Below are 26,741 nucleotides of genomic sequence, written 5' to 3'. Positions count from 1 at the left end.
AAATAGAAGATGTAAAGTTAAAGTTGTATTTGTAAAAGTTAGACTCTTTCTGTAGCAAAAGGTTTAATTTTTAAAAGGCGTAATTTAAAGTTATAGCATAATTTGTTGGAGCAATGGGGTTTACGCTATTATCATCGTGAACATTGTAGCTCAAAGCATTAAAGATGTTACTCAATTTAGCTCTAATAGTGATTTGTTTGAATTGGTACCCGACAGTTGCATCCGATTGGAAATATTCTGGTAATTTTACCGGTTTTCTTGGATCTGTTGGTGTAGTAAGATTTGTAGAACGTCCTGCATATCGAACACCAACGTAAGAATTGATCAATCCTAAATTTAATCCTTTTAGTTTTCCGTCTTCAAAATGATAATTGAAATTCAAGTTGGCCGTATTTTTAGGCATATATAAAATTTGGCTTCCCACGATATAAATATTGCTATCGGTATATTTTATTTCATTAAAACTATAACCACCTAATATAGATAATCCTTTTGCAGGATTGGCAACCAAGTCAATTTCGACTCCTTGACTTTTTGTACCTCCAGCTAGTTCTTTGTATGTTGCATCAATCAATGAGGTTTGGGCTAAGTTGTTATTCTCAATTTGATATGCAGTTACATTTGCAAATAATCGACCATCCCAAAACTCATTTTTTACACCAACTTCATATTGTTTAATTGTTGATGGAGCCAAAGCTTCTTTGGTGAAATAATCCAGACCTGCATTTGGTACAAATGAAGTGGAATAGCTGGCAAAAATAGAATGGTCCTTATTAGGTTGTAAAATTAAACCTAAACGTGGAGAAAAAGCATCGTCAATTTGTTTTGAAATTATTCTTTTTTCAGCGACTGGTTTTGGGTTTACAACAGGGTAAGTATAAACATCACTTGTTGTTTCCTGATAACTGTATCGTAATCCTGCCAGTGCTTTGACATATTTGTTTATACTAATTAAATCTTGAGCAAATACGCCAATTCGTTGAACGGGAGCTTTGGTCAATGTAACTTTATCCATTGTTGGAATGTCATTTCTTGCTGTCGATAAATCAGTGGTAAAAATATTTATGGTATCGTATTCGTTTTTATATGATTTCAAAGGATTTTTATACGTTGAAGCCAATGTTTCTGTTTTGTATTTGTCTTGGTCTGCACCAAAAAGGACTTGGTGATCGATGTTCCAAGTTTGGAATTTTCCTTTTGCATTCAGTTCTTGCAACCAGTAGTTGTCTTTTGCCTCCGAGCGCTGCAAGCCCATTGTCCAATCTCCGTTAGCTTTCATTGAAGTAATCGGGGAGTTTGGTCTTGTATTGGCAAACAAATCGGTTTCGTAAAATCTATTGGAATTAATAAATGATAAGTCCCAATTTTCAGACAATTGATGCCTCAAAGTAGCGGTCAAAGAAGCTTGTTCTGATTGGATTTTACCCCATAAAACTCCAACAAATCGGCTTCTTGGCAAATCAACCAATTCATAATTGATAATTCCTGCTCCAAAATCGGGAGTTCTGATATCTTTTATATAGTCTGCTTCTACCAAAAGAGAAGTTTTATCATTGAAATTTACCAAAAATGAGGGATTTACATATTTAGTCTCAGAGCTTACCCCAATTCTAAAGCTATTGGCTTGGGTGTTGGCACCATTCATACGGAACGCTACTTTTTTACTATTTCCTATTGGCCCAAAAACGTCAAAAGTGGTTTTATATAAGTCAAAACTTCCGATTCCTACAGATACATCAGCACCAAAATCGAATTTCGGTTTTTTGGTAACCAAATTCAAAACCCCACCCGCAGTAACGTTTCCAAATAATATTGCTGCACTTCCTTTTAAGAATTCTGCTTTTTCAATTCCACTCATTTCGGTCGGCATTCCATTAAAATAGCGAACACCATTTTTGAATGTATTGGAACTCCCCATTGCATATCCACGAGAAGCAATTTCTTCTTGATAACCACCAGAATTTCCCATGATATAAACTCCGTTGGTGTTTTTTAACAAATCAGACATGGTTGTGATTTGTTGGTTTTCTAATGTTTTCTGAGTGATTACTTGTACGCTTTGAGGTAAATCCATTGGTTTGATTCCAGATTTTCCAACACTAACAGGATTTTTTCTTTGATTAGCTGTTACAATAACTTCTTTCAGCACTTGCCCTTTTCTGTTTTTAACAGTATCGGTGGTAGATTTTATAGAATCCGAAGAGAAATAATATAAATCGTTATTATCTGTATTGCTCGCGACTTCTTGGGCTTGACTGTTGAAACAGAATAATATAAAAGTGAAAGGGAGTAAAATATATTTCATGATGTTTATTTGGAATAATTAAAAATAACGACGCAAATATAAATACACATTTTGGATTCGACAAACTTATTTAGACTAAATATGAATAATATTTTAAAATAATTTTAACAATCCTGAATGTCAGTATTTTGCATAAAAAAATCTTGCTTTTTAGGGCAAGATTATGAGTTTGAAATGAATTTTTTTGTTTTTAAAAGCTTCTTAATGAATAGTGGATTCCCATTTTGCTTTCTTATTTCGTCCCCACCAAATATAAAATCCTGAAATAGGAAGCGTGGCAATAAGCAAGCTGATTAAAAAAGCAAATATCTTTCCAGCAAGTCCAAATACTGCTCCTGTGTGAAGGTCGTAGTTCATGCGCATCAATTTATCGGCAGCGTCAGCATTATCATATTTGCCGTAAATGTGTTTTACCTCTTTTTCTTCCAAAGTATATTGGTCAAAATAGCGGTAATCGGTTTTCCAGAAGGTTCCTTCCTCAGGATTGGCGTTGGCGGCAATAGCGGTACTGTCATTTTCTGGCGGATGTACTTCAATGGATTTTGCCGTTGGATATTCTTTTTGCATTAATGTCCAAATTTTATCCAACGACTTGCTTGAAGCGGTTGTCTTTTTTGCTGAAACTGGGTCTTCGTAAATCAATGATTTTTCCCCTCCATATATTGTGTAATACGAGTAAGCAAACCACTGAAAACCCCAAACCAAACCAGTAATTGCAAAAATAAGCGCAATCAAAAGCACATAAAATCCAGTGACATTGTGCAAATCATAGTTTTTGCGTTTCCATTTTGTTTCATTTTTCCATTTGAACTTAAAGCGCTGTTTGGCCGCATTTTTGTTTCGGGGATACCAAAGATAAAGCCCAGAAAGCAGCAGTGTGAGAAATACTAGTGTGAATGAGGCAACAACTGGCTGTCCAATTTCAGGTGGTAGCCAAAGATAGAAATGTCCGTCGAGGATGAATCTGAAAAAGCCCTCGTCCATATTCGCCGTTTCTTTTACTGTACCCGAATAGGGATTTAGGTAAACGATATAATAATAAGTGGGCTTGTAATGGAAAAATATAGCTTCTGCTGATTTTTCGTTTCCATTGTATTTAATGGCATGCAAGGTTTTACCCGGGAGTTCTTTTTTGGCAATTTCTTCCAATTGCGAAGGAAGGAGAAAAGGTTTATTCTCTTTTTCGACAAAGCGGTATTCTTCGGTACTATTTTGTATTTCTTCCTGAAAAGCATACAAACAGCCCGTAATGGCAATTATAAATACAATTATGCCCGAAGATAATCCGAGCCATAAATGTAGTTGCCCAATCAGTTTTTTTAAGCTATTATTTTTCATTAAATAAGGATAAAACTCCCCACCTTAATGAGGAGTTTAGTTAAACAAAACAAAAACAATTTTAGAATTTATAACTTACGGTTACTCTTGCATTAGTACCTGCTTCCGCTTGCCAGTAGTACATATCGGTATAGCTGTAATACCCTCCAGAATACAGATATTTGTTGAGTATGTTGTTAACAATAAGGTTTATATATATTTTCTTGATTTGATAAGATACACCTCCATCCAAACGGAAATAATCAGGTAGTGAAGTAGTGTTATCAGGCGAAATATACCATGGAGCTCTTCCTACCTGATATTGGTATCCTAATGAAAGACCCAATCCGTTAAATAAGCCGTTATCTATTTTGTAATTTAGCCAGGTATTTTGAATATGTTTTGTACTTCCTGGAATTTGATTTCCTACCATATTTGGGTCGGTATCTTTTGTAGTTTTTCCTTCTGTGAAAGCATAGTTTACAACAACATCTAAATTTTTGAAGATTTCTCCTCGAATGTCAACTTCAAAACCTTTTACTTTTTGCTGACCATTTTCTTTGCTAAACTGCTTAGCTGGAGTAGAATGTTCAGCATCTAATGTAAGAACATTATCTGTGGTAATTTGATAAGCTGCAAAAGTAGAATTCCATTTTCCGTTTAACCAGTCTCTTTTGAAACCTAATTCTAAATTTGTTCCCGTTTGAGGGTTAAAACTTTTTCCTTGCCAATCGCTTCCATAATTTTCAGTAAAAGACTCATCTCTTACAAAATAGGCAGATGTATTTTTGTCAATTGAATAACTCAATCCAATACGCGGAGTGAATTTTTCGTTTTTTGAACTACCAGAATATACATCACCAGCTTTTAGTATAGTATATCTTCCAGCCAATGTTAAGCGAAGTGAATTATCTAAGAATCCTAATTCATCCTGTGCGTAAAAACCTTTATAGTTATTATAATATTTTACGCCTCTGTCTTTTATGTCCTTACTTCTGTCAAATTTTGGTGATTCTGCAATACCATGTACAGGATTGTAAATGTCTAAGTCAGGTAAAGTGAAATATTGTGACCAATCATGATAATAGGTTTTATCACTCATATCCAGACCTCCTAATATTTTGTGTGAAACAGATCCAGTTTGTGCCTGACCATTTACATAAGCTTGTCCAGTATATATTTTTCCTAAAATATCCCAGTTTCCACCAGCTCTTTTAAGAATGGCATCATTGTTAGGATCAAAACCGGCTGGCCATAAAGACATTCCTTCTTGTTCGTAATTTAAGTACGAACCTTGAGCAGTAATTTTCCATTTGTCGTTTATGCTATGTTCAAAAATACCCAAAAGGCTTCTTTCCAGCATTTGTGTAGGATCTAATTCTTTCTCTGATGTAGTAAAGCTTCTTGGTAATTCTTCGTAACCATTTTTGGCATATACATAGTTGCTACCAATTGCATTTACTTTAGAGAATTGCTGTGTATATTCAAGCGTTGCAGAAGTTTTGTCTGTAAATAAATATTTTAATACGGGTGCAAAAGTATAGCGGTCATTAAAATCAAAATCGCGGTAACTGTCTTTCTTTTCTCCCATAGCATTGAAACGGTACAAAAGTTTTCCGTCTTTAGTCAATTTACCGTCTAAATCCAATGTTCCTCTGTACATGCCATAGCTTCCCAAAGACAAACTTGCCTCACCTTTGTTTCTTCCGCTTGGTTTTTTGGTTACCACATTATAAAAACCACTTGGATTTCCGTTTGATAACATAAATCCTGCGGGACCTTTTACAAATTCAATACGTTCTACCATACTCATGTCTTCCGTCAGCGGACCCCAAGTTGTACTCACGTTCATACCATTTCTAAAAGCAGCAACTTGGCTACCTCTCATCGTAATATTGGCGTAATTATCCCAATGCTCTACACGTGTGGCTCCACTCACGTTGCGGGTTACGCCTTCAAGCATATTATTGATTTGTTGGTCTTGAATTAGTTTTCCTGTTACAACCTGAATATTTTGTGGGATTTCGATAATTGGGGACTGCAAACGAAGTGAAGATGAAACACGATTGGTTTTAAAAGCACTTTTATTGCTTAAAACAACCACTTGGCTCAATTCGTTATTGGATAAAGAAAGATTGATGTCTATAGTTGCAGTTTCTCCAGCTACTATTGTTATGCTTTGTTGGACATCATTGTTACCGACTAATGTCACTATTAAAGTGTAATTATCTGCCGGTATGTTTTTGAGGGTATAAACACCGTTGTTATCGGCGATTGTTGTTCTGTTTAATTCTTTTATTGTAACCGAAACTCCTTCTGCGGGTTTATTGTCACTGGTTTGAACAGTTCCTTTTAGGCTTCCAATGCTTTGCGCAAAAGAGCTGGCTGTGGAAATGATAAATAGACATAAGAACAATTTTAATAGGGGTAATTGTTGATTCAAATATTTCATAGATTAAGGTATAAAGTTTTTTAATGGTTTATTATTATTTAGAATAAATAAAAATAATGCAAATGTAAAAATTATACTTAATTTAACTATATTTATTTAGATTAATTATAAATAAAAAATTTAAGTCAATGATTTATGGGGTTTTAGAGCATAAAAAAACCTTGCTATAAAATAGCAAGGTTAGTATTTAGTAAGATAAAAGTTGTTATTTAGCTATTGAATCTTTTTTCATTCCGAATTTTTCCGAGCTTGGTTTCCCGAGTTGAACTCCAGAAATGGCTGCGACAAGGCTGTCTTTGTTAATTAGTGTATAGGTTATCTTTTGTGGATAGTCATGTTTTGGATTTTCAAAAACCAATTGTTTTTGGGTTTTGGTCGTGAGTTTAAATGCAACAGCTTTGTTCTCATTTTGTCCTTTTACTGTGGCGTTATAGAATAAGTCTTCTCCTTTTTGCTGTAATATTATGGATTCAAAATGCAAAGTGTCTTTGCCTTTTATGAAAAAGCATTCGGCTTGAAAAGTACTGTCGTTTAGTTGCTTCCAATTCTCGGAAAGATCACCATCAGCTGTTTTGGTGCTCCATTTTCCAAGTAACCAGTTGGCCGTTTTTATTTGGTCTTTCTCGGTTGCTTCAGAGTTTTTACAGGAAACTATGGCTAATAAAAGCAGTAAAAGAGTTATTTTTTGAAACATTTGCGTGAATATTTGGTGTTATTTTGAATGAGCTAATTTATGAAAAAATAGAATAGAAAGATTTTTGATTTTTGATTAACGATTTTTGATTTTAGATATTTTGACTTCTTAAATCAAAAAACGTTAATCAAAAATCAGCAATCATTTTACGCTTTCATTCAAAATAGAATAAACCAGTTCTTTAGTAGGTTTTTGATCTTTCAGTTTTTCTCTAACCACATCAAAAGTTACTTTAAAATCACAACCTAATTTATAATCGCCACAACCGTATGCGGTTTTTCCTTTTAGCACCGTTCCTTTTTTGCATTTAGGACAGGCCAATGTATCTGGTGATGCCTTCTCAGCTTTCTCGGTTGTTTTCTTCGGTTCTAATATCAGTTTGAAATTTTCATCGAAGCGGAGCAAACCTTCCACAATTCCGGCATCGGTTTTAAAGTCTTTCAAATTTACGGTGGACCCTTTTTGAAGCAAGCGCAAGTATTGGTTTTCGGATATCTTTTTCTCGGCAAAAGTATAAGGCAACACAAAAGCGCAACCCACTTTATAATCGCCACATCCATAAGCGGATTTTCCTTTTATAAGCGTGTTTTTTTTGCATTTCGGACAAACTTCTGCCAAGATTCCTGCGGCTTTCTTTTTCTCAACCGTGGCTTCTTGTTTTTGAATACTTCCTTCATGTGAAATATTGGCGCGTCGGGTTTCACTTCGTACTTCATAGACCAAAGCTTCTACCATCTGTTTCATGTTTTTGATAAACGCACCGGCTGTAAACTCCCCTTTTTCAATGTCTTTCAATTGTTTTTCCCAAGAACCCGTGAGTTCAGCCGATTTTATTAATTCATTCTGAATTGTGTCAATCAGTTGAATTCCCGTTGGCGTTGGCAATACCTGTTTTTTGTTTCGAACAATATACTGGCGTTTGAAAAGCGTTTCAATAATATTGGCTCGCGTTGATGGACGGCCAATACCATTTTCTTTCATCAATTCGCGCAAGTCTTCATCGTCTATTTGCTTGCCCGCGGTTTCCATAGCCCGCAATAAAGTTGCTTCCGTAAACTGATTGGGCGGTTTGGTTTCTTTTTCTAAAAACGAAGGTACGTGCGGGCCTTTTTCGCCAACAACAAAACTTGGCAATATATCTGCTTCTTTTTCTTTGGCGTTTGGATCTTCAAAAACTACTCGAAATCCTTTTTTCAGGATTTCCTTTCCAGTGGTTTTGAATAGTACATCGGCTGCTTTTCCAATTACTGTAGTGTTGGCAACCAAACAATCGTCATAAAAAACGGCAATAAACCGTTTCACAATAATATCATATACTTGTTGCTGGTTGTATTGCAAATTGGATTGTACGCCTGTTGGAATAATAGCGTGGTGATCGGTTACTTTTTTATCGTTGAAAACCTTAGGTGATTTTTTAATCTTTTTTTCTAAAAGTGGTTGGGTTAATTCACTATAATTCGTCAATTTTTGCAGAATACCTGGCACTTTCGGATAGATATCGTTTGGTAAAAAAGTGGTATCAACTCTCGGGTAGGTAACTACTTTTTGTTCGTATAAGGTCTGAACAATTTTCAGCGTTTCATCAGCTGAAAAACCAAATTTTTGATTACAATAAACTTGTAAACCTGTTAAATCAAAGAGTTTAGGAGCATATTCATTACCATTCTTTTTTTCGACAGAAACAATTTCGAACTCACTTTCCTTGACTTTGTTAGCTAAAACTTCACCGTCTTCCTTTTTCAGAAAACGTCCTTCTTCATAACTGAAAAGTGTCTCTCTATATAATGTTTGCAATTCCCAATACGGTTGAGGTTTGAAATTCTCAATTTCTTTAAATCGGTCAACGACCATTGCCAAGGTTGGCGTTTGTACTCTTCCAATGGACAAAACTTGTTTGTATCCGCCATGTTTTACAGTATATAAACGAGTAGCGTTCATACCGAGTAACCAGTCGCCAATGGCTCTGGAAAACCCTGCGTAATATAAATTATCGTAGTTGGCTGATGGTTTTAGGTTTTCAAAACCCTCTTTGATAGCTTCAGTGGTTAGGGACGAAATCCATAGGCGCTGTACTTCACCTTTATAATTGGCTTCATTCATCACCCAACGCTGAATCAGTTCTCCTTCTTGACCGGCATCCCCGCAGTTGATGACCAATTCGGCTTTGTCAAATAAACCTTTTACGATTCTGAATTGCTTTTGAATCCCTGAATTCTGAACCACTTTGGTCTCAAATTTCTCGGGAAGCATGGGCAGGTTGTTCAAGTCCCAACTTTTCCAATTGGGTTTGTAATCGTTGGGTTCTTTTAAGGTGCATAAATGTCCAAAGGTGTAAGTGACCTGATAGCCATTGCCTTCAAAATACCCATCGTGTTTGGTATTGGCTCCCAAAACGGATGCGATTTCGCGTGCTACACTTGGTTTTTCGGCAATACAGACCTTCATTTTCTCCTACTGATTTGAAGGCGCAAATTAGGAATTTAGAATTTGGTATTAAAGAGAAATTTTACGGAGTTATAAACGGCTACGACTAAGTCATTGCGAAGAACGAAGCACCTGAAAGAAGCGAACGGAGCGATAGTTAATCATATTTGGTATTTTCGTTCCGATAATTTGTTGGGTTTTGCTATTGATCGTTAGATTGCTTCGTTCCTGACATGGACTTTGATTTCAGGTTTGTATTAGGTCCGCAACATGTGGGGCGAAGTCGGGAGACTTCGCAGAGCAAAGCCGCATGCCCATATTAATTTTTTGGCATTGGTGGAGGTGGAGGAGAATCTTTTGAAATAGTGCCTTGCCAGCTTGTGTACATCCATTTCCCTTTTTCTTTGACAAATATAGCGGTGTATAAAAATTCGACAATATATTTTCCATCGAAAAAGACTTGACCTCTCCCATTAATAATCCCAACATTTCCATAAACCCTTATTTTTTTGTCAAAGAATTTAGTTGTTCCCATTTCAAACATCTTGAGGCGTTCAGTATCCGCAAGGCTCTGTTCTTTGTTAGCAACAACTCCGTCGGCGTTAATGGTAAAAAAATCATCAGAAACGTCAGTTTTGAAATAACTGTTAGCGTGTGTAAAATTTACATTCTGAAACATTTTTGTTTCAGCATCCTCCAGTTCTTTTTTTAAGGATTCAGAAACATTTTTTTGAGCATAACTAATAGGTGAAAATAGTATAACACACAAAATTAAGAGAAGTTTAAAACCATTCATCGTCTGCGTTTTTAAAGTTAGTTAGTATTAAATCTAAAAGTAAAAACTAACACTATATAAAATGAAAAATAGTAATAGTATAAGTATCTAGTTTTTAACTGATTAAGCAAAATTAATGGATTTGATTTAGAAAATGTATTTTTTGAAAAAAAAAATAAACATATTAGGTTGATATTTAGTATTATACGGTGAATTTACTTTGTCTGCTTGCTGTAGCCCAGATGTGAGACATGTACATAAAGATTAATTTTTTGCAAATAAAAAAAGCTACAAATAATGTTTAGTTGTAGGTTTTTTGGGTTGTGTATTAGCTTTGTCGCTAATCGTTGCGGGCAGGGATTATAAATCCGCGCAATCTTGGCGGACAATTGGAATGGGAAGGTATTAGTGTGATTTAGTTTTGGCTATTCCGAGAATCTGCTCGTGATAGAGGGTGAATTTGCAAAAATGTAAATTAACTTGTTGTCTTGAGTTTGAAAAAGTAATACCATTCTTGGGTTGCAGAAATTGCTAAAAAGAACAATAAAAATTGAATACTTTTTTTTGTACTTTTGCAAACCGAAAGGAATGAATGTTTTTTAGAAGATAGAAAATATAAATTACAACAGTTCATTTAGCCTTTTGGCAAAAATAAATAGACAAGAAATAAAGAAATATACAGATGTTAGATAGACTTCAATATGTAAAACAGCGTTTTGACGAGATTTCGGATTTGATTATTCAACCGGATGTTATCGCTGATCAAAAACGGTATGTGCTGCTTAACCAAGAGTACAAAAGTATTAAGAACTTGGTTGAAAAGCGTGAAGAATATATTTTGGTATTGGCCAACATAGAGGAAGCCAACGAAATTATTGCTGACGGAAGTGATGCCGATATGGTGGAAATGGCCAAAATGCAGCTTGACGAAGCCAAAGAAAGATTACCGCAACTGGAAGATGAGATTAAATTTATGTTGATCCCTAAAGATCCAGAAGATGCGAAAAACGTAATGGTGGAGATTCGTGCTGGTACAGGTGGGGACGAAGCCAGTATTTTTGCAGGTGATTTGTTCCGTATGTACACTAAATACTGTGAAGGACAAGGATGGAGAACATCGGTTGTGGATATGAACGAAGGTACTTCGGGAGGTTTCAAAGAGGTAATTTTTGAGGTTACAGGTGAAGATGTTTATGGTACTTTGAAGTTCGAAGCAGGTGTTCACCGTGTGCAGCGTGTTCCGCAAACGGAAACTCAAGGTCGTGTGCATACATCGGCAGCGACGGTTATGGTACTTCCGGAAGCGGAGGAATTTGACGTACAAATCGATATGAACGATGTTCGTGTGGATTTCTTCTGTTCATCAGGACCTGGAGGACAATCGGTAAATACTACGAAATCGGCAGTTCGTTTGACGCACATTCCAACTGGATTGGTGGCGCAATGTCAAGATCAAAAATCGCAACACAAAAATAAAGACAAAGCTTTGACGGTTTTGCGTTCTCGTTTATACGAAATGGAATTAGCCAAAAAACAAGCTGAGGATGCTACCAAACGTACATCTCAAGTAAGTTCTGGTGACCGTTCGGCTAAGATTCGTACTTACAACTATGCTCAAGGACGTGTTACTGATCACCGTGTTGGGTTGACATTATATGATTTGGGTAACATCATGAATGGTGACATCCAGAAAATTGTTGATGAGCTAGCATTAGTTAACAACATGGAAAAATTAAAAGAAGCAAGCGAAGTTTTCTAAAGCTTGCCCAGTTTATTTTACAAACACTTAATTGGATACAACCAATTAAGTGTTTTTTTTGTGGTTTATCCATATTAAATGAATTAAAATCTTATTAAAACAATCATAATACTATATTAACCTTAAATCAATTTGATGAAAAAATCTTTACTATTTTTAATTGTTCTATTTTCAATTGCACAGGCAAATGCCCAATCTTATATGGGTTATATTCCTGATAATTATGCAGGAGTGCAGGGAGTACTTTTTAATCCGGCTTCTATTGTTGACTCTCGTTTTAAAACAGACATTAATATATTTTCGACTAGTAGCTCTTTAAACAATGACTACTATGGTCTAAGTTTATTTGATTTGTCGAAAAGTTCTTATGATGTCAATAAGGAAGGGAAAAGAACACCAACTAAAAATAATGGAGGGATTGTTTATTCTGATGTGATGGGACCCTCATTTATGTTTAATATAGCTCCAAAACATGCGATCGCTATTTATACAAGAGCCAGAGCTATCATAAATGCCAATGATATAAATGGAACATTATATGATCAATTAAAAGATGGTTTGGATGATGCATCCAGTTTTAATATTAATGTTGGAAATCCAAATGTCGTGGGACATACTTGGGGGGAAGTAGGAGCATCTTACGCTGCTGTTTTATGGCAAAGCAAGCAACATTTCCTTAAAGGAGGTTTTACTGCTAAATATTTGATTGGAGGTGCAAATTCTTATATGAATGGTGAAAATGCCACAGCTGCTTTTATTCAAACCAATGATCCTGTAACAAGTAGCTTGATAACTACTGGAACCCTTACGATTGGAAGTAATCCGGATTTTATTACTGGAGACGAGGATTTTAAATTTGACCCTAATTCAAGGGGATATGGTGCTGATTTTGGGTTGATTTATGAGTGGAGACCCGATTATGAGTCTTATGATTTGGACAAAGCCAAAGCAGTTGACAATAACTTTAGAGACTTGAACAAATATAAATTGCGTTTTGGTTTATCGATAACTGACATAGGTTCTATTAAATACAATAATTTAAAAGAAGATTTTTATAATATTAACGGGGTGGTTACTCAACAGGATATTGATGATGCTGATAATTTAGGAGATTTTTTGGAAACTCATTATGGAACTCCTACGACAAGATATTTTACAAAAAAAGCCAATTTACCTACGGTAATGCATGTTGATGCCGATTGGAATATGTATAAGAAATTCTATTTGAACTTAAATGGAAACCTTAGTTTAGTAGATAAATCTGCTCTGGGTAAAACGAGTTCTGCAAATACTTGGATTTTGACGCCACGTTATGAAACAAGATGGTTTACATTCTCTTTACCTATAAATTATATGGAATATAGCGGAATGCAAGTTGGTACTGGATTGCGTTTTGGACCTTTGTTTGTTGGTTCTAGTTCTTTAATTACTAATGTGTTTTCTAAAGAATCAAAAGCGGCAGATGTTTATTTTGGTTTTAAAATTCCGGTATATGAAAAGAAATTTAAAGATACAGATGAGGATGGAATCTTAGACAAAAATGATTCTTGTCCAACTTTTGCAGGTCCTTTTGAAAACAAAGGTTGTCCTTGGTCAGACAGTGATGCAGATACGGTTGTCGATAAAGATGATACATGTCCAACCGTTGCAGGTCCAGTTGAGAATAAAGGATGTCCATGGGGTGATGCTGATAAAGATACGGTTTTGGATAATATTGACTCTTGTCCTTCAGTTGCAGGTCCTGTTGAAAATAAAGGTTGTCCATGGCCAGATACTGATGGAGATTCAGTGTTGGATAAAGACGATAAATGTCCTAACGAAAAGGGGTTGGTTGCCAATGCAGGTTGTCCTGAACTAGATGCTGATAAAGACGGTGTTGTTGATAAAGAGGATGAATGTCCTACTGTTCCTGGACCAGCAAGCAATAAAGGTTGTCCTGAAGTAACCAAAGAAACGCTAAAAGAACTTAAAGTTCAGGCAAGAGCCGTATTTTTTGTAACTGGAAAAGCGGTTTTGCAAACAGCAGATAAAGGTCAAACAGACGGAAGATTGGATGCGATTAAAGAAATTATCAAAAACTATCCAAATGCCAAATTCTCTATCGAAGGGCATACAGATAGTATAGGTAATGCTAAAGCGAATCAAAAACTTTCTGAGGCTAGAGCCAAAGTGGTTATGGATGCGTTAATTGCAAAAGGTGTTAATCCAGAAAATCTAACATATAAAGGATTTGGAGCTTCGAAACCTGTTGCCAGCAATAAAACGGCAAAAGGAAGAGCTGAAAATAGAAGAACAGAAGTAATACATGTTGGGACAATATACGAAGGAAAATTATAGTTTTTTAAATTCTAAAAAAAGCCGTTCTTAATTGAATGGCTTTTTTTATTTTTGCATGCCAAATAAAAGAGAATTGTTTCTCAATAAATTAATAGTGATTAAAAAAAATAGAAATGACTACACAAGAATTAATCCAACAAATTAAAATTAAAAAATCATTTCTATGCGTAGGTTTAGATGTGGATTTAAATAAAATTCCAAAGCATTTATTGGAATTGGAAGATCCTATTTTTGAATTTAACAAAGCTATTATTGATGCTACCCATGATTTGGCTGTGGCGTATAAACCCAATATTGCATTCTTTGAAGCATACGGAATAAAAGGATGGATGTCATTGCAAAAGACTATTAATTATATCAATGAAAAGCATCCTGAAATTTTTACGATTGCCGATGCCAAAAGAGGCGATATTGGTAATACTTCATCGATGTATGCCAAAGCTTTTTTTGAAGATCTAAATTTTGATAGTGTAACTGTGGCTCCTTATATGGGAAAAGATTCGGTTGAGCCTTTTCTAGCTTTCGAAAACAAACATACCATAATGTTGGCGTTGACATCCAATGAAGGTGCTTTTGATTTTCAAACCTTAATTATTAATGGAACCCGAGGCGAAGCCGAACGGAGCGAAGCTAAAGAATTGTACAAACACGTATTGGAAACATCCAAAACTTGGAAGAATTCTGAAAATCTAATGTACGTAGTTGGCGCTACTAAAGCTGAATATTTTACCGAAGTTCGTAAAATTGTCCCTGACAGTTTCTTGCTTGTTCCTGGTGTTGGTGCACAAGGCGGAAGTCTTTCTGAAGTATGCAAATACGGAATGAATGACAATGTTGGATTGCTAATCAATTCTTCACGCGCCATTATTTATGCTTCGAATGGAACTGATTTCGCAGATGTAGCCAGAAACGAAGCCTTGAAAATGCAACAAGAGATGGAGGAAATTTTAAAGGGTTTAAATGTTTAAGAGTTTAAATCGTTTAAAAGTATAAAACTATTTAAACTTTAAACAAAATTAAACAATTCTTAAAATGAAACAATTAACGGACCAACTCGGAATTGCCCACACTTTTGAATCTTCTCCCAAGCGAATCGTTTCTCTTGTGCCTTCCCAAACCGAATTGTTATATGATTTGGGTTTGGAAGACAGAATAGTGGGAATTACCAAGTTTTGTGTGCATCCGTATCATTTTAAGTCTACCAAAAAAATCGTCGGAGGAACAAAGAAAGTGCATTATGATAAAATCCGTTTATTGGAACCGGATATTATCATTTGCAACAAAGAGGAGAATACTCAGGAAATAGTTGGAGAGTTGCGGAAAATTTGTACAGTTTGGGTAACCAATGTTGTTACTATCGAAGATAACTTTCAAATGATAACCGACTTTGGTCAGCTATTTGATAAAAGAACTGAGGCCAGAAAGTGGAACGAAAAATTGGCTTTTGCCTTGAGCGATTTTAAAAAATTCATCAATGATATTCCGGTTAGAAAAGTGGCTTACTTTATTTGGAAAGACCCTTACATGGTAGTGGGTTCGGGAACTTTTATAGATGAATTATTAAAGTTGAATCATTTTCAAAATCATTTTGCTTCAAAAGAACGATATCCTGAAATTGAACTTGAAAAAATGGAAACGGAAGGTGATTTGGATTTGATTTTGCTCTCATCAGAGCCGTTTCCTTTTAAAGCGGCGGACGGTTATGAAATTGCCAAATCTACCCATAATGCCCAAGCCGTTTTGGTGGACGGAGAAATGTTTTCCTGGTACGGAAGCCGATTGCTTAAGGCCTTTGATTATTTTAAATATTTGCATAAGAGCATTTAATTTTAACCGTATAAGAAATATAAGTTCATTTAAGTAGGATGTAAAAACGATAACTTATATTTCTTATATGGTAAACTTTTTGTGCTTTTCTAATGTTTCGGGATATTTTGTTTTTTTAGATGATAGTAAAAAAAGCAAAATGTTTCCCTTTAGCCCCGGGTGAAGTGGAAATCCTCCCGATTTTTATTCGGGAGATTGTAACGGAAAACGGGACGATGTTTCTAAAAATGCCTAATCTTTCTGCTCCAAATCAATAATCGAATTCAGATAAAAATGTCTTGAAAGTCGCTTGAGAACACCCAGAAATCTAAATTAAGTCTGAAAAAGAACTATATTTGCCAAATAAAAAAAAAGCTAAGTGATTAACTATACAGTATATAAGAACGAGAACAGCGATCAATGGGTCACTTTTGTGCATGGCGCTGGAGGAAGTTCATCCATTTGGTTTAAACAAATCAGGGATTTCAAAAAAGACTACAATATTTTGTTGTTGGATTTGAGAGGTCATGGAGAGTCCAAAACAACTTTGAAAACAGCTTTTAAACAGAAATATACTTTTTCGGCTTTAGCCAATGATATTCTGGAAGTTTTGGATCATCTTAAAATTGAAAAATCACATTTTGTTGGAATTTCATTAGGAACAATCCTCATCAGACAATTGGCAGAAATGTATCCGGATAGAGTGCAAAGTATGATTCTTGGTGGAGCCATCTTAAAAATGAATTTCCGTTCCCAGATATTAATGCGTTTGGGAAATACTTTTAAGTATGTATTGCCTTATTTGGTTTTGTATAAGTTTTTCGCTTTTGTTATAATGCCAAAAAAAAGTCACAAGCAATCACGATCACTTTTTATAAATGAAGCCAAGAAATTATATCAAAAAGAATTTATCAAGTGGTTTAAATTGACTGCTGAGATAAATCCAGTACTAAAGTGGTTCCGTCAGGTTGAATTGAATATCCCTACGCTTTATGTTATGGGAGAAGAAGATTATATGTTTTTGCCGTCAGTTCGTAAAGTTGTCGAAAGCCATTATAAATCGTCCCAATTATTCGTAATTGAAAATTGTGGACATGTGGTCAATGTAGAACAGCCTAATGCTTTTAATTCTGCTGTTTTATCTTTTATACATAGGGCCAAATAAAATCAAACTTATTCTAAATAAAAAATGCCTGCACCATATAGATGCAGGCAATTTTATAACTAACCAAAACCAAAGTAATAAATAACCAGTTTATTACATTGCAAAGATCAGCATAATGTTTATTTTTTGTTGTTAAGGAACTGTTATTACTTTTTCTTGAAAAGTTAAGTTTTGTATTTTAATTTTAACACATTAAAATTTTGATTTTTCAAAAACAGAACTAATTGATTATCAGTATTTTTTTGATTTGGTTTAAAATTGACATTTTTGAATTTTAAAAAAGCATAAAAATCACTTTAGCTATTGTTATTTAAATTGATATTGCCATTGTGACCCAATCTTACTTCTTGTCCTGTAAAGCAAAAACTTTTTTCAACACATCCGAAGTTCTGGCATTCAAATTGGTTCGGATGTTTTTTTCTTCAACAGTAATCATTTTGAAAACTCCTTCCAATGCTTTTTTGGTTATGTAATCCGTAAGGTCTGGATTTACTTTGGTAACAAACGGTATGGTGTTGTATTGCTTAATTATATTTGACCAAATCACATCAGCTCCAACCTTACCAATCGATTGTTGAACCACTGGGTTAAACTTGGCGTAAAGCGGTGTTTCTGTTGATGACTGCAAATAAACCGTTGCGGCATTTTCTTTACCCAGCAAAATACTTTTGGCATCGGTTATAGTGATATTTTTGATAGCCGAAACAAATATGGGTGTTGCTTCTTTTACGGCATCTTCAGCGGCTCTGTTCATAGCTAATATTCCTTGATCGGCCAATTTTGACATTCCCATCTTTCTCAGCGTTCTGTCCAGTTTGGCTAATTCTTCGGGCATTAGAATTTTAACTGCATCATTTTTATAAAAACCATCGGTAGCAGTAAGTTTTGATACTTGTACGGTAACCCCTTTGTTAAGGGCTTCTTTTAGACCAGCAGCTATATCTAAGCTATTATTTGATTTCGTTACAGCATTGATTTTTTCGGATGCTTTTGTCAGTATGTCTTTGAATTGTGCATTGCTGATTGCAGGTAGGATAAGGAATAGGAATAGGGCCTTTTTCATTTTGTTTATAATTTTTTTCAAAAGTAGACAAACAATATTTACTAATGAAAAGCAATTTTCCAATGAAATGCTAAAAATGATAGACATCGTTTGCAATAATCGCTTGGTTTTATTTATTATATTTGTAATGTGTTGAAAAATAGATATTTGTGTGTTTTTTTTTGAGTTGGAATAATTGCAATTTTAAAAAATGAAGATACTGGAATTGGAATTACTGTCGGATGATGTTTCAAGAACTGAAGCTTTTTATAATCAAGTTTTGGGATTGAATACTTTATATAGAGATCGCTCCAGTGTTTCATTCCATGCAGGCGCCACGAAACTGACTTTTCATTCGTCCCAAAATGTAAAACCGGTTTATCATTTTGCTTTTGATGTGCCAAATAATAAGCTTATTGAAGCTTTTTCTTGGATAGAAAGCAAAACCGAAATTATGTACGTAATCGCGCCCGATAAAATTGCCGATTTCTACAACTGGAATGCCAAGTCTTTTTATTTTTATGACAATAACGGGAATATTCTGGAGTTCATTGCGAGAAACGATTTGGATAACGCCTCACAAAATCCATTTGATGGCAAATCCATTCTGTCGGTTAGTGAGATGGGATTGGTTTCCAAAAATGTAACTGGACAATGTGATGAACTATTTGAGAAATATGGATTAACGCCTTATTCAAAGCAACCCAAATTACCCAAGTTTATTGTTTTGGGAACTGTAACGGGACTTTTTATCCTTGTGGAAGAAAACAGGGATTGGTATCCAACAGATAGGAAATCAAAATCATTTTGGACAAAAATAGTTTTTAATCATGAAGGAGAAACTAGAGTATTGGAAGTTTTAGAATAAATAAAATCAAAATAAATGTAATATTAAATCAAACAAAAAAATGGAAAATCAAGACAATCAGCCATCACCGGCTAGTATTATGCAAATCGGATCTGGGTTTTGGTCATCAAAATTATTGCTGGCTGCAGTAAAGTTTCAATTATTTACCAAACTTGCTGAAAAACAATCAATGTCGGCTCAGCAAATAAAGACGATGTTGAATCTGAAGTGCACTGATATTCATTTGTTTGATTTTTTGGATGCCTTGACGGGACTTGGATTTCTGAATAGGGAAGGACTTTTGGAGTCAGCAATTTATTCCAATAGCGTCAATGCCGATGCTTTTTTGGTTATTGACAAACCAGCTTATATAGGCGGAATGCTCGATATGCTGAATAATCGGTTGTATCAATTTTGGGGGAACTTGGAGGAAGGTTTGCTTACAGGTTTGCCACAAAATGAAATTAAGGCAGGAGATGATAATTTATTTAACGAACTCTATAAATCACCTGAAAGATTATTGGAGTTTATCAATGCGATGGGAAGTATTCAGATAGGGAATTTTAATGCTTTTGCCCAGCTATTTGATTTTTCAAAATACAAAACCTTGACTGATGTTGGCGGATGCGGTGCGGCTCTGTCTACAACAGTTGCCAAGCACCAACCCCATATGAAATGTACCAGTTTTGACCTTCCTGTTGTGGAGCCTATTGCAAAAGAAAAAATAGCAAAGACACCTTTTTCGGATAGGGTTACAACAGCAAGCGGCGATTTTTTTGCTGATCCATTTCCAAAAGCAGATGTCGTGGTGATGGGAAATATACTTCACGATTGGGATGAACCAAAGAAATTGGCACTTCTTCAAAAAGCCTACGATGCCCTTCCGGAAGGCGGTGCATTCGTCGCAATTGAGAATGTAATTGATGATGATCGATCCAAAAATGTCTTCGGAATGATGATGAGCCTAAATATGTTGATTGAAACTGGAACTGGTTTTGATTATACTTTTTCCAGTTTCAATAAATGGACAAAAAGCGTTGGCTTCAAATCGACCTCGATTGTTCCGCTCACAGGACCTGCAAGTGCGGCAATTGCTTATAAATAGTTTAAGTTTGCTGAAGAATTTTAAAAAAAAATCTGCTGAATCTGCGAAAATCTGCGTGCTAATTTTTTACGCAGATTCGGCAGATTAACAAAACGGATGTGCTTCCTAAGAAAACACAACCGTTTTGTTGTTATACACCATCGTTTTTCGCTCGGCGTGCAAGGTAATGGCTCTAGCAAGAACCATACGCTCCAAATCACGACCTTTCATAATGAAATCCTCAATCGAATGGCTGTGGGAAACTCTCGAAATATCCTGTTCAATAATTGGTCCTTCATCGAGCCCTTCGGTAACGTAATGACTCGTGGCACCTATAATTTTTACGCCGCGCTTGAAAGCTGAATGATATGGTTTGGCTCCAGGAAATGCCGGTAAAAAGGAATGGTGAATATTAATGATTTTGTTTTTGTAAAGTGCAATCAAATTTGGAGTGATAATTTGCATATAGCGAGCCAAAACAATAAAATCAATATCAAATTTTTTCAATAATTCCATTTGTGCTTTTTCGCCTTCTTCCTTATTATCTTTCGTAAACGGAACATGGAAAAACGGAATATTGAATCGCTCAGCAACCGGTTTCAAATCTTCGTGATTACTAATTATTAAAGGGATTTCTAGTGGCAATTCGCCAGCACAATAACGTCCCAAAATATCATACAGACAGTGATCGTATTTTGAAATAAACAACGCCATTTTTGGTTTTTGGTCTTGCGGATACATGTCCCAAGTCATATTAAAAGGAGTGGCAAGATTGGTTTGAAAGTGACTTTTTATAGCTTCAATATTCCAAGTGTCTCTGCTAAACTCACATTCCAGTCGCATAAAAAACACATTTTCATCGGCATCAACATGTTGGTCAAGGTAAATAATATTTCCATCAATCGAAGCGATATAATTAGTTACCGAGGCAATGATCGCCTTTTTGTCTTCGCAATGGATAAGTATGGTAATTTTTTGCATTTGTCTAAAATTTTCTAAAAATAATTAGGAGCTATTCCTATAGATTTTTGAATGATGATTGCCGATTTCTGATATTAGATTTTGTACTGTTAAGCATAAAGATTGTTGGTTTTATGAATTTTAAAACTTCAAAAATCAAATATCGTTAATCAAAAATCTTAAATTATTTTTATCAGGGCTAGACCTCGAAAATACCAATTTTTTCCGAAAACTAAGCTCGTTTTCTTAATAAAAAACATTGTTATCATATTTTGTGTTTTATGTTATTTTTAATGATTTTTATTTTAAAATTTATGTAAATTGCACCCTTAAATTATCATATTCACAAAATGGAATTACTTAAACCGTATGTACCCGTAAATAAAGTCCGAATTGTAACTGCTGCATCACTTTTTGATGGTCACGATGCCGCAATTAATATAATGAGAAGAATTATTCAGTCCACAGGAGTTGAGGTAATTCATTTGGGACATGATAGAAGTGTAGAGGAAGTGGTGAATACCGCCATCCAAGAAGATGCCAATGCGATTGCAATGACTTCCTATCAAGGAGGGCACAACGAATACTTTAAATATATGTATGATTTGCTTCAGGAAAAAGGAGCGGGTCATATCAAGATTTTTGGTGGAGGTGGAGGAGTGATCCTGCCTTCGGAAATAGCCGAATTGCAAGCCTACGGCATCACCCGAATTTATGCTCCAGATGATGGACGTGCGATGGGATTACAAGGAATGATCAATGATTTGGTACAACGTTCTGATTTTCCTATCGGAGATAAATTAACGAATGAACTAGATTTAATAGAAAATAAAACGCCGACGGCTATTGCCCGTTTAATTTCGGCTGCCGAGAATTTCCCAGAAATAGCAAAACCATTTTTTGATAAAATCCATACTAAGAATGAATCTTCAAAGATTCCTGTTCTTGGAATCACCGGTACTGGTGGTGCAGGAAAATCATCATTGGTGGACGAATTGGTGCGTCGTTTTTTAATTGATTTTCCAGAAAAAACCATCGGACTGATTTCTGTCGATCCATCCAAAAGAAAAACAGGTGGAGCATTATTGGGTGACAGAATTCGTATGAATGCCATCAATAACTCCAGAGTTTATATGCGTTCATTGGCAACTCGTCAATCCAATTTGGCTTTATCAAAATATGTAGCTGAAGCCATTGAGGTTTTAAAAGCCGCAAAATATGATATCATCATCCTTGAAACTTCTGGAATTGGTCAATCTGATACAGAAATTATGGACCATTCGGATGTTTCATTATATGTAATGACACCAGAATTTGGTGCGGCAACCCAATTGGAAAAAATCGACATGCTTGATTTCGCTGATTTAGTAGCCTTAAATAAATTCGACAAACGCGGTGCTTTGGATGCCATTCGCGATGTGAAAAAACAATACCAACGTAATCATAATCTGTGGGATGTGAATCCTGACGAAATGCCAGTTTATGGAACTATTGCTTCTCAGTTTAATGATCCAGGGATGAATACGTTGTACAAATCCATTATGGATAAAATTGTGGAGAAAACAAATTCCGATTTGAAATCGACTTTCCAAATCACCCGCGAAATGAGCGAGAAGATTTTTGTTATTCCGCCACATAGAACGCGTTATTTATCTGAAATTGCCGAAAATAACAGAAAGTATGATGCAACAGCTTTAAGTCAAGAACAAGTGGCTCAAAAGTTATACGGAGTATTTAAAACGATTGAGAGTGTTTCCGGAAAAATTCCAGTAATCAATAAAGCAGGAATTGATGAAGATTCAGTATTGCCAAGTGCATTAGAATCTGAAAAACCAGGTGGCGCAGATAATAAAATCTTTTTAAATCTTTTGCTGAATCAATTTGATAAAGTAAAAATGGATTTAGATCCACACAATTGGAAATTGATTCTTAATTGGAACGACAAAGTCAATAAATACAAGGATCCAGTTTACACTTTTAAAGTTCGTCACAAAGAAATAAAAATGGCTACGCATACGGAGTCGCTTTCGCACTCGCAAATTCCAAAAATTGCCTTGCCAAAGTACCAAGCTTGGGGTGATATTTTACGTTGGTGTTTACAGGAAAATGTACCTGGAGAGTTTCCTTTTACCGCAGGATTATATCCGTTTAAAAGAGAAGGTGAAGATCCGTCAAGAATGTTTGCCGGTGAAGGTGGGCCAGAAAGAACCAACAAGCGTTTCCATTATGTAAGTGCAGGATTGCCTGCGAAAAGGCTTTCTACAGCATTTGATAGTGTGACTTTATATGGTAACGATCCACATATCCGTCCTGATATTTACGGAAAAATTGGTAATGCAGGAGTGTCTATTTGCTGTTTGGATGATGCCAAAAAATTATACTCTGGTTTTGACTTGGTACATGCCATGACTTCGGTGAGTATGACGATTAATGGGCCAGCGCCTATGTTGCTTGGTTTTTTCATGAATGCTGCTATCGATCAGCAATGCGAAATTTATATCAAAAAGCATGAGCTTACCGAATCGGTACAGGAAAAAATTAATGAAATCTACAAACAAAAAGGTGTAGAACGTCCGCATTATCAAGGTGATTTGCCCGAAGGAAATAATGGTTTAGGATTATTCCTTTTAGGAGTAACTGGAGATCAGGTATTACCTTTGGAAGTATATAATGAAATTAAAGAAAAAACACTTTCGCAAGTTCGTGGTACAGTTCAAGCCGATATCCTAAAAGAAGATCAAGCTCAAAACACTTGTATTTTCTCGACTGAATTTGCATTACGATTGATGGGAGATGTTCAGGAATATTTTATTGCCAAAAACGTAAGGAACTTTTATTCGGTTTCTATATCAGGCTACCATATTGCAGAGGCGGGTGCCAATCCAATTACGCAATTGGCATTTACCCTTTCAAATGGTTTCACTTATGTGGAGTATTATTTGAGTCGTGGTATGGATATCAATGATTTTGGACCAAATTTATCGTTCTTTTTCTCGAATGGTGTCGATCCGGAATATGCAGTTATAGGTCGTGTGGCTCGTAAAATTTGGGCGAAAGCCATGAAAAATAAATACGGGGCCAATGAAAGAGCCCAAATGTTGAAATACCATATTCAAACTTCGGGACGTTCATTGCACGCACAGGAAATTGATTTTAATGATATTCGTACCACTTTGCAAGCCTTGTATGCTATTTATGATAATTGTAATTCATTGCATACCAATGCGTATGATGAGGCAATTACAACGCCAACAGAAGAATCTGTTCGTAGAGCAATGGCAATTCAGTTGATTATCAATAAAGAATTAGGTCTTGCCAAAAATGAAAACCCAATTCAAGGTTCATTCATTATCGAAGAATTGACAGATTTAGTTGAAGCTGCCGTTTTACAGGAATTTGACAGAATTACAGAGCGTGGAGGTGTACTTGGAGCTATGGAAACTATGTACCAACGTTCTAAAATTCAAGAAGAAAGTTTGTATTATGAAACTTTGAAACACACAGGTGAATTCCCAATTGTGGGAGTAAATACTTTCTTGAGTTCCAAAGGTTCTCCAACGGTAATTCCAGCCGAAGTAATTCGTGCCACTGAAGAAGAAAAACAATATCAAATTACTATGCTAGATAATTTACATCAGTGTCATGCTGTTTTGGTAAAAGAACATTTGAATACCCTACAGGAAGCTGCTATCAAAGGTGAAAACCTATTCGGGCATTTGATGGAAGCGACTAAAGTTTGTTCTTTGGGACAAATCACTGAAGCACTTTTCGAAGTTGGAGGTCAGTATAGAAGAAATATGTAAAAAACATTTGTTTCTATTTTTAGAAAATGTGTTATATTTTAAATTACAAGTCAAAAAAGACCCTTTAGCATTAAAGGGTCTTTTTGATTTTATTTTTATAAATTAGTATTATGAAAAAAACTTTTTTAAACCTTTTTATACTTCTCATTAGTATTTATAGTTATTCCCAAGAAAAACAATTGTTGCCAAAAGGAGTAATTGTTGATTCGGTTAAAATAGCAAATACAGCTAATGAATCCTATGCTGTTTATTTGCCAAAGCAATATAGGAGAGAGGTGCCTTCTGCGATTGTTTTTATTTTTGATCCAGGAGGAAGAGGGAAAGTTGGGATTGAACCTTTTATTTTGGCTGCAGAAACCTATAAATATATTTTGGTATGTTCCAATAATTCAAAAAACGGACCAACCGATGTAAATTTAGAAATCGCAAATCGTCTGTTTGAAAGCGTATCAACGGAATATAATTTAAATCCTTCAGAACTTTACATTTCAGGCTTTTCAGGAGGTGCAAGATTAGCGGGTAGTATGGCTGTTTCTTCGGTTGCTTTTCAGGGAGTAATTGCTTGTGGAGCTTCTTTTAATGAAGTGGATAAGTTTGCTTTGCAAGATGCTAGTTTTTCATATGTGGGCATGGTAGGTGACAAGGATATGAATTATCAGGAAATGATTCAAAATGAAGAATGGTTGAATAAAATGATGTTAAAAAACACTTTGTTTGTTAATCATAAAGCTCATACTTGGCCATCGCAAAAAGAAATGCTTCGTGCTTTTGATTGGTTAGAAATACAAGCTTTTAAAAATAGCATTAGAAAATCCAACGAAACTACCATTAAAAGAATCTATGATGAGAATTTAAAAATAGCCGATAGTTTAAAAGGAAATAATGAGATGATTACGGCTATTGCTGAGTATGATAGATGTTATGCTATTTATGATAGTAAGGATGAAAAAATAAAAACGACTATTGAGTCAATAAAAAAATCCAAAGAATATAAAGCTCAGATTGCAAAAAGAGATGAAATATCAGTTTTAGAAAATGAAATTACCAATTCACTTTTAAATCAATTTGATAAAGAATTGGAAGTTGCAAAAAGTGATGATGATTTTAAATTTTGGAAAACAGAATTAAAAAAGCTCGATGAGAGAAAAGCAAAGAGCAAAGATATTGCAATTAAAAATATGGTTGATAGGATACAATCTATGACCAGAGCATTGGTTTATGAAACAGCCAATGAAAGTAAAAGAAATTTTAAAAATGATAAATTGCTTTATTGTGAGGAATTGAAAAAAGTAATTCAATTGTATGATAAAAAATAATGGTTTTGAGTCAGGTTTGATAGAATATAAAAAAAAACAGCTCCCAAAGAAGAGCTGTTTTTAGATAATTCGAAGTTTTAGTTCTTAAATAAACTAACTCAATTAATTAGTTGTAGCTACATTTTGATTTTTCATTTTCAATTCTCCTTTGTAAACTTCAGCGACTGATTTTCTTGATAAGGTTGAAACTTCTTTTGAAATAACAATCTCATGTGTTACTTTTTTCAAATTGGTTTCAACTTCCAAAAAGTAAACACCATCAGGAAATTCTTCAAGACTGTAAGTTCTCAAAATACCACCTTTTCCAGTTGCAACCTCAGAATAGATTACAGTATGGTCTTTATCGTAGATAGTCACATTCGCTTTTGGAATTTCATTTACAGAAAAACTAATTTCTTTACCGGTTCCTTTTTTTACATTTAGTAAAAAATCACCATCGATTGCATAACTGCTCATTGTAGTCATTGCCACTAAAACTACCAGACTTAATTTTAAAATCGTTTTCATAATACTGTTGTTTTAAATTAGTAATCAAATTTCTATTGCTAAAGTAGAACGATAATCTATTTGATTATACAACTGTTTTTTCTTATTTATGTGTTATTTTAACCTTACGAAAACGATGTATGTTAATTTTTGATAATATAGAATTGTT

18 protein-coding genes are annotated in these 26,741 nt (G+C 34.9%); 9 read left to right on the top strand and 9 right to left on the bottom strand.

Annotated elements, in window-relative coordinates; all coding sequences use genetic code 11:
• Positions 1-70 precede the first annotated feature (70 nt).
• From C8C85_RS03290 to C8C85_RS03265, 6 genes are all read right to left on the bottom strand, one after another.
• Complete coding sequence (locus tag C8C85_RS03290) at positions 71-2,305, bottom strand: TonB-dependent siderophore receptor (RefSeq protein ID WP_116795811.1); 2,235 nt, start codon at positions 2,303-2,305, stop codon at positions 71-73.
• A gap of 201 nt (positions 2,306-2,506) precedes the next feature.
• The gene (locus C8C85_RS03285; RefSeq protein ID WP_116795810.1) at positions 2,507-3,643 is read right to left on the bottom strand and encodes a PepSY-associated TM helix domain-containing protein; all 1,137 of its coding nucleotides are present in this window, start codon (positions 3,641-3,643) and stop codon (positions 2,507-2,509) included.
• 61 nt (positions 3,644-3,704) lie between these two features.
• On the bottom strand, positions 3,705-6,074 hold the full coding sequence (locus C8C85_RS03280; protein ID WP_116795809.1) for a TonB-dependent receptor: 2,370 nt from the start codon (positions 6,072-6,074) through the stop codon (positions 3,705-3,707).
• A 205-nt stretch (positions 6,075-6,279) separates the two neighbouring features.
• Positions 6,280-6,768 (bottom strand): DUF6265 family protein, encoded by a 489-nt coding sequence (locus C8C85_RS03275; protein WP_116795808.1) that lies wholly within the window; start codon positions 6,766-6,768, stop codon positions 6,280-6,282.
• 141 nt (positions 6,769-6,909) lie between these two features.
• On the bottom strand, positions 6,910-9,213 hold the full coding sequence (locus tag C8C85_RS03270) for a DNA topoisomerase 3 (protein WP_116795807.1): 2,304 nt from the start codon (positions 9,211-9,213) through the stop codon (positions 6,910-6,912).
• A 298-nt stretch (positions 9,214-9,511) separates the two neighbouring features.
• Complete coding sequence (locus C8C85_RS03265; protein ID WP_116795806.1) at positions 9,512-9,988, bottom strand: nuclear transport factor 2 family protein; 477 nt, start codon at positions 9,986-9,988, stop codon at positions 9,512-9,514.
• 661 nt (positions 9,989-10,649) lie between these two features.
• On the opposite strand from C8C85_RS03265, the gene prfA reads away from it, so the two are divergent.
• The 5 genes from prfA (at position 10,650) to C8C85_RS03240 (ending at position 17,034) form a co-directional block, all read left to right on the top strand.
• Positions 10,650-11,726: a peptide chain release factor 1 gene (gene prfA, locus C8C85_RS03260; protein WP_116795805.1), complete on the top strand. Its 1,077-nt coding sequence runs from the start codon at positions 10,650-10,652 to the stop codon at positions 11,724-11,726.
• Between the two features lie 135 nt (positions 11,727-11,861).
• Entirely contained in the window at positions 11,862-14,063 is a 2,202-nt protein-coding gene (locus C8C85_RS03255; RefSeq protein WP_116795804.1) for a DUF5723 family protein, read from the top strand.
• Positions 14,064-14,176: 113 nt separating this feature from the next.
• A complete protein-coding gene (gene pyrF, locus C8C85_RS03250; RefSeq protein ID WP_116795803.1) occupies positions 14,177-15,031 on the top strand; it encodes an orotidine-5'-phosphate decarboxylase in 855 nt (284 codons plus the stop codon).
• Between the two features lie 64 nt (positions 15,032-15,095).
• Positions 15,096-15,890, top strand: a complete 795-nt coding sequence (locus tag C8C85_RS03245) for an ABC transporter substrate-binding protein (RefSeq protein ID WP_116795802.1) — start codon at positions 15,096-15,098, stop codon at positions 15,888-15,890.
• Between the two features lie 358 nt (positions 15,891-16,248).
• The gene (locus tag C8C85_RS03240) at positions 16,249-17,034 is read left to right on the top strand and encodes an alpha/beta fold hydrolase (protein WP_116795801.1); all 786 of its coding nucleotides are present in this window, start codon (positions 16,249-16,251) and stop codon (positions 17,032-17,034) included.
• A gap of 340 nt (positions 17,035-17,374) precedes the next feature.
• Here the strand turns inward: C8C85_RS03240 and C8C85_RS03235 are convergent, their stop codons facing one another.
• On the bottom strand, positions 17,375-18,097 hold the full coding sequence (locus C8C85_RS03235; protein ID WP_116798353.1) for a DUF4197 domain-containing protein: 723 nt from the start codon (positions 18,095-18,097) through the stop codon (positions 17,375-17,377).
• A 190-nt stretch (positions 18,098-18,287) separates the two neighbouring features.
• Here C8C85_RS03235 and C8C85_RS03230 point away from each other — a divergent pair, with 190 nt between their 5' ends.
• Positions 18,288-18,944, top strand: a complete 657-nt coding sequence (locus C8C85_RS03230) for a VOC family protein (protein WP_116795800.1) — start codon at positions 18,288-18,290, stop codon at positions 18,942-18,944.
• A gap of 40 nt (positions 18,945-18,984) precedes the next feature.
• Complete coding sequence (locus C8C85_RS03225) at positions 18,985-20,028, top strand: methyltransferase (RefSeq protein WP_116795799.1); 1,044 nt, start codon at positions 18,985-18,987, stop codon at positions 20,026-20,028.
• A gap of 105 nt (positions 20,029-20,133) precedes the next feature.
• Here the strand turns inward: C8C85_RS03225 and purU are convergent, their stop codons facing one another.
• Positions 20,134-20,988, bottom strand: a complete 855-nt coding sequence (gene purU / locus C8C85_RS03220) for a formyltetrahydrofolate deformylase (protein WP_116795798.1) — start codon at positions 20,986-20,988, stop codon at positions 20,134-20,136.
• A 329-nt stretch (positions 20,989-21,317) separates the two neighbouring features.
• Between purU and C8C85_RS03215 the strand changes: the two genes are divergently transcribed.
• Together C8C85_RS03215 and C8C85_RS03210 are read left to right on the top strand one after the other, a co-directional pair.
• Positions 21,318-24,770: a methylmalonyl-CoA mutase family protein gene (locus C8C85_RS03215; RefSeq protein WP_116795797.1), complete on the top strand. Its 3,453-nt coding sequence runs from the start codon at positions 21,318-21,320 to the stop codon at positions 24,768-24,770.
• A 110-nt stretch (positions 24,771-24,880) separates the two neighbouring features.
• Entirely contained in the window at positions 24,881-26,086 is a 1,206-nt protein-coding gene (locus tag C8C85_RS03210; protein WP_116795796.1) for a hypothetical protein, read from the top strand.
• A gap of 102 nt (positions 26,087-26,188) precedes the next feature.
• On the opposite strand, the gene C8C85_RS03205 is transcribed toward C8C85_RS03210, so the two are convergent.
• Complete coding sequence (locus C8C85_RS03205; RefSeq protein WP_116795795.1) at positions 26,189-26,593, bottom strand: secretion protein; 405 nt, start codon at positions 26,591-26,593, stop codon at positions 26,189-26,191.
• Positions 26,594-26,741: the final 148 nt, after the last annotated feature.

Source organism: Flavobacterium sp. 103, from assembly GCF_003096795.1.
Taxonomy (GTDB): Bacteria; Bacteroidota; Bacteroidia; order Flavobacteriales; family Flavobacteriaceae; genus Flavobacterium.
The sequence above is the reverse complement of the archived record's forward strand: the minus strand, read 5'-3'. Positions and strand labels throughout refer to the sequence as shown.

Bases quoted from the DNA above. Each gene is read 5' to 3' on its own strand.
- C8C85_RS03210 (WP_116795796.1), top strand. From the start codon at position 24,881: ATGAAAAAAACTTTTTTAAACCTTTTTATACTTCTCATTAGTATTTAT.
- C8C85_RS03275 (WP_116795808.1), bottom strand. From the start codon at position 6,768: ATGTTTCAAAAAATAACTCTTTTACTGCTTTTATTAGCCATAGTTTCC.
- C8C85_RS03290 (WP_116795811.1), bottom strand. From the start codon at position 2,305: ATGAAATATATTTTACTCCCTTTCACTTTTATATTATTCTGTTTCAAC.
- C8C85_RS03215 (WP_116795797.1), top strand. From the start codon at position 21,318: ATGGAATTACTTAAACCGTATGTACCCGTAAATAAAGTCCGAATTGTA.
- C8C85_RS03230 (WP_116795800.1), top strand. From the start codon at position 18,288: ATGAAGATACTGGAATTGGAATTACTGTCGGATGATGTTTCAAGAACT.
- C8C85_RS03280 (WP_116795809.1), bottom strand. From the start codon at position 6,074: ATGAAATATTTGAATCAACAATTACCCCTATTAAAATTGTTCTTATGT.
- C8C85_RS03235 (WP_116798353.1), bottom strand. From the start codon at position 18,097: ATGAAAAAGGCCCTATTCCTATTCCTTATCCTACCTGCAATCAGCAAT.
- C8C85_RS03265 (WP_116795806.1), bottom strand. From the start codon at position 9,988: ATGAATGGTTTTAAACTTCTCTTAATTTTGTGTGTTATACTATTTTCA.
- C8C85_RS03270 (WP_116795807.1), bottom strand. From the start codon at position 9,213: ATGAAGGTCTGTATTGCCGAAAAACCAAGTGTAGCACGCGAAATCGCA.
- C8C85_RS03225 (WP_116795799.1), top strand. From the start codon at position 18,985: ATGGAAAATCAAGACAATCAGCCATCACCGGCTAGTATTATGCAAATC.
- purU (WP_116795798.1), bottom strand. From the start codon at position 20,988: ATGCAAAAAATTACCATACTTATCCATTGCGAAGACAAAAAGGCGATC.
- prfA (WP_116795805.1), top strand. From the start codon at position 10,650: ATGTTAGATAGACTTCAATATGTAAAACAGCGTTTTGACGAGATTTCG.
- C8C85_RS03285 (WP_116795810.1), bottom strand. From the start codon at position 3,643: ATGAAAAATAATAGCTTAAAAAAACTGATTGGGCAACTACATTTATGG.
- C8C85_RS03205 (WP_116795795.1), bottom strand. From the start codon at position 26,593: ATGAAAACGATTTTAAAATTAAGTCTGGTAGTTTTAGTGGCAATGACT.
- pyrF (WP_116795803.1), top strand. From the start codon at position 14,177: ATGACTACACAAGAATTAATCCAACAAATTAAAATTAAAAAATCATTT.
- C8C85_RS03255 (WP_116795804.1), top strand. From the start codon at position 11,862: ATGAAAAAATCTTTACTATTTTTAATTGTTCTATTTTCAATTGCACAG.
- C8C85_RS03245 (WP_116795802.1), top strand. From the start codon at position 15,096: ATGAAACAATTAACGGACCAACTCGGAATTGCCCACACTTTTGAATCT.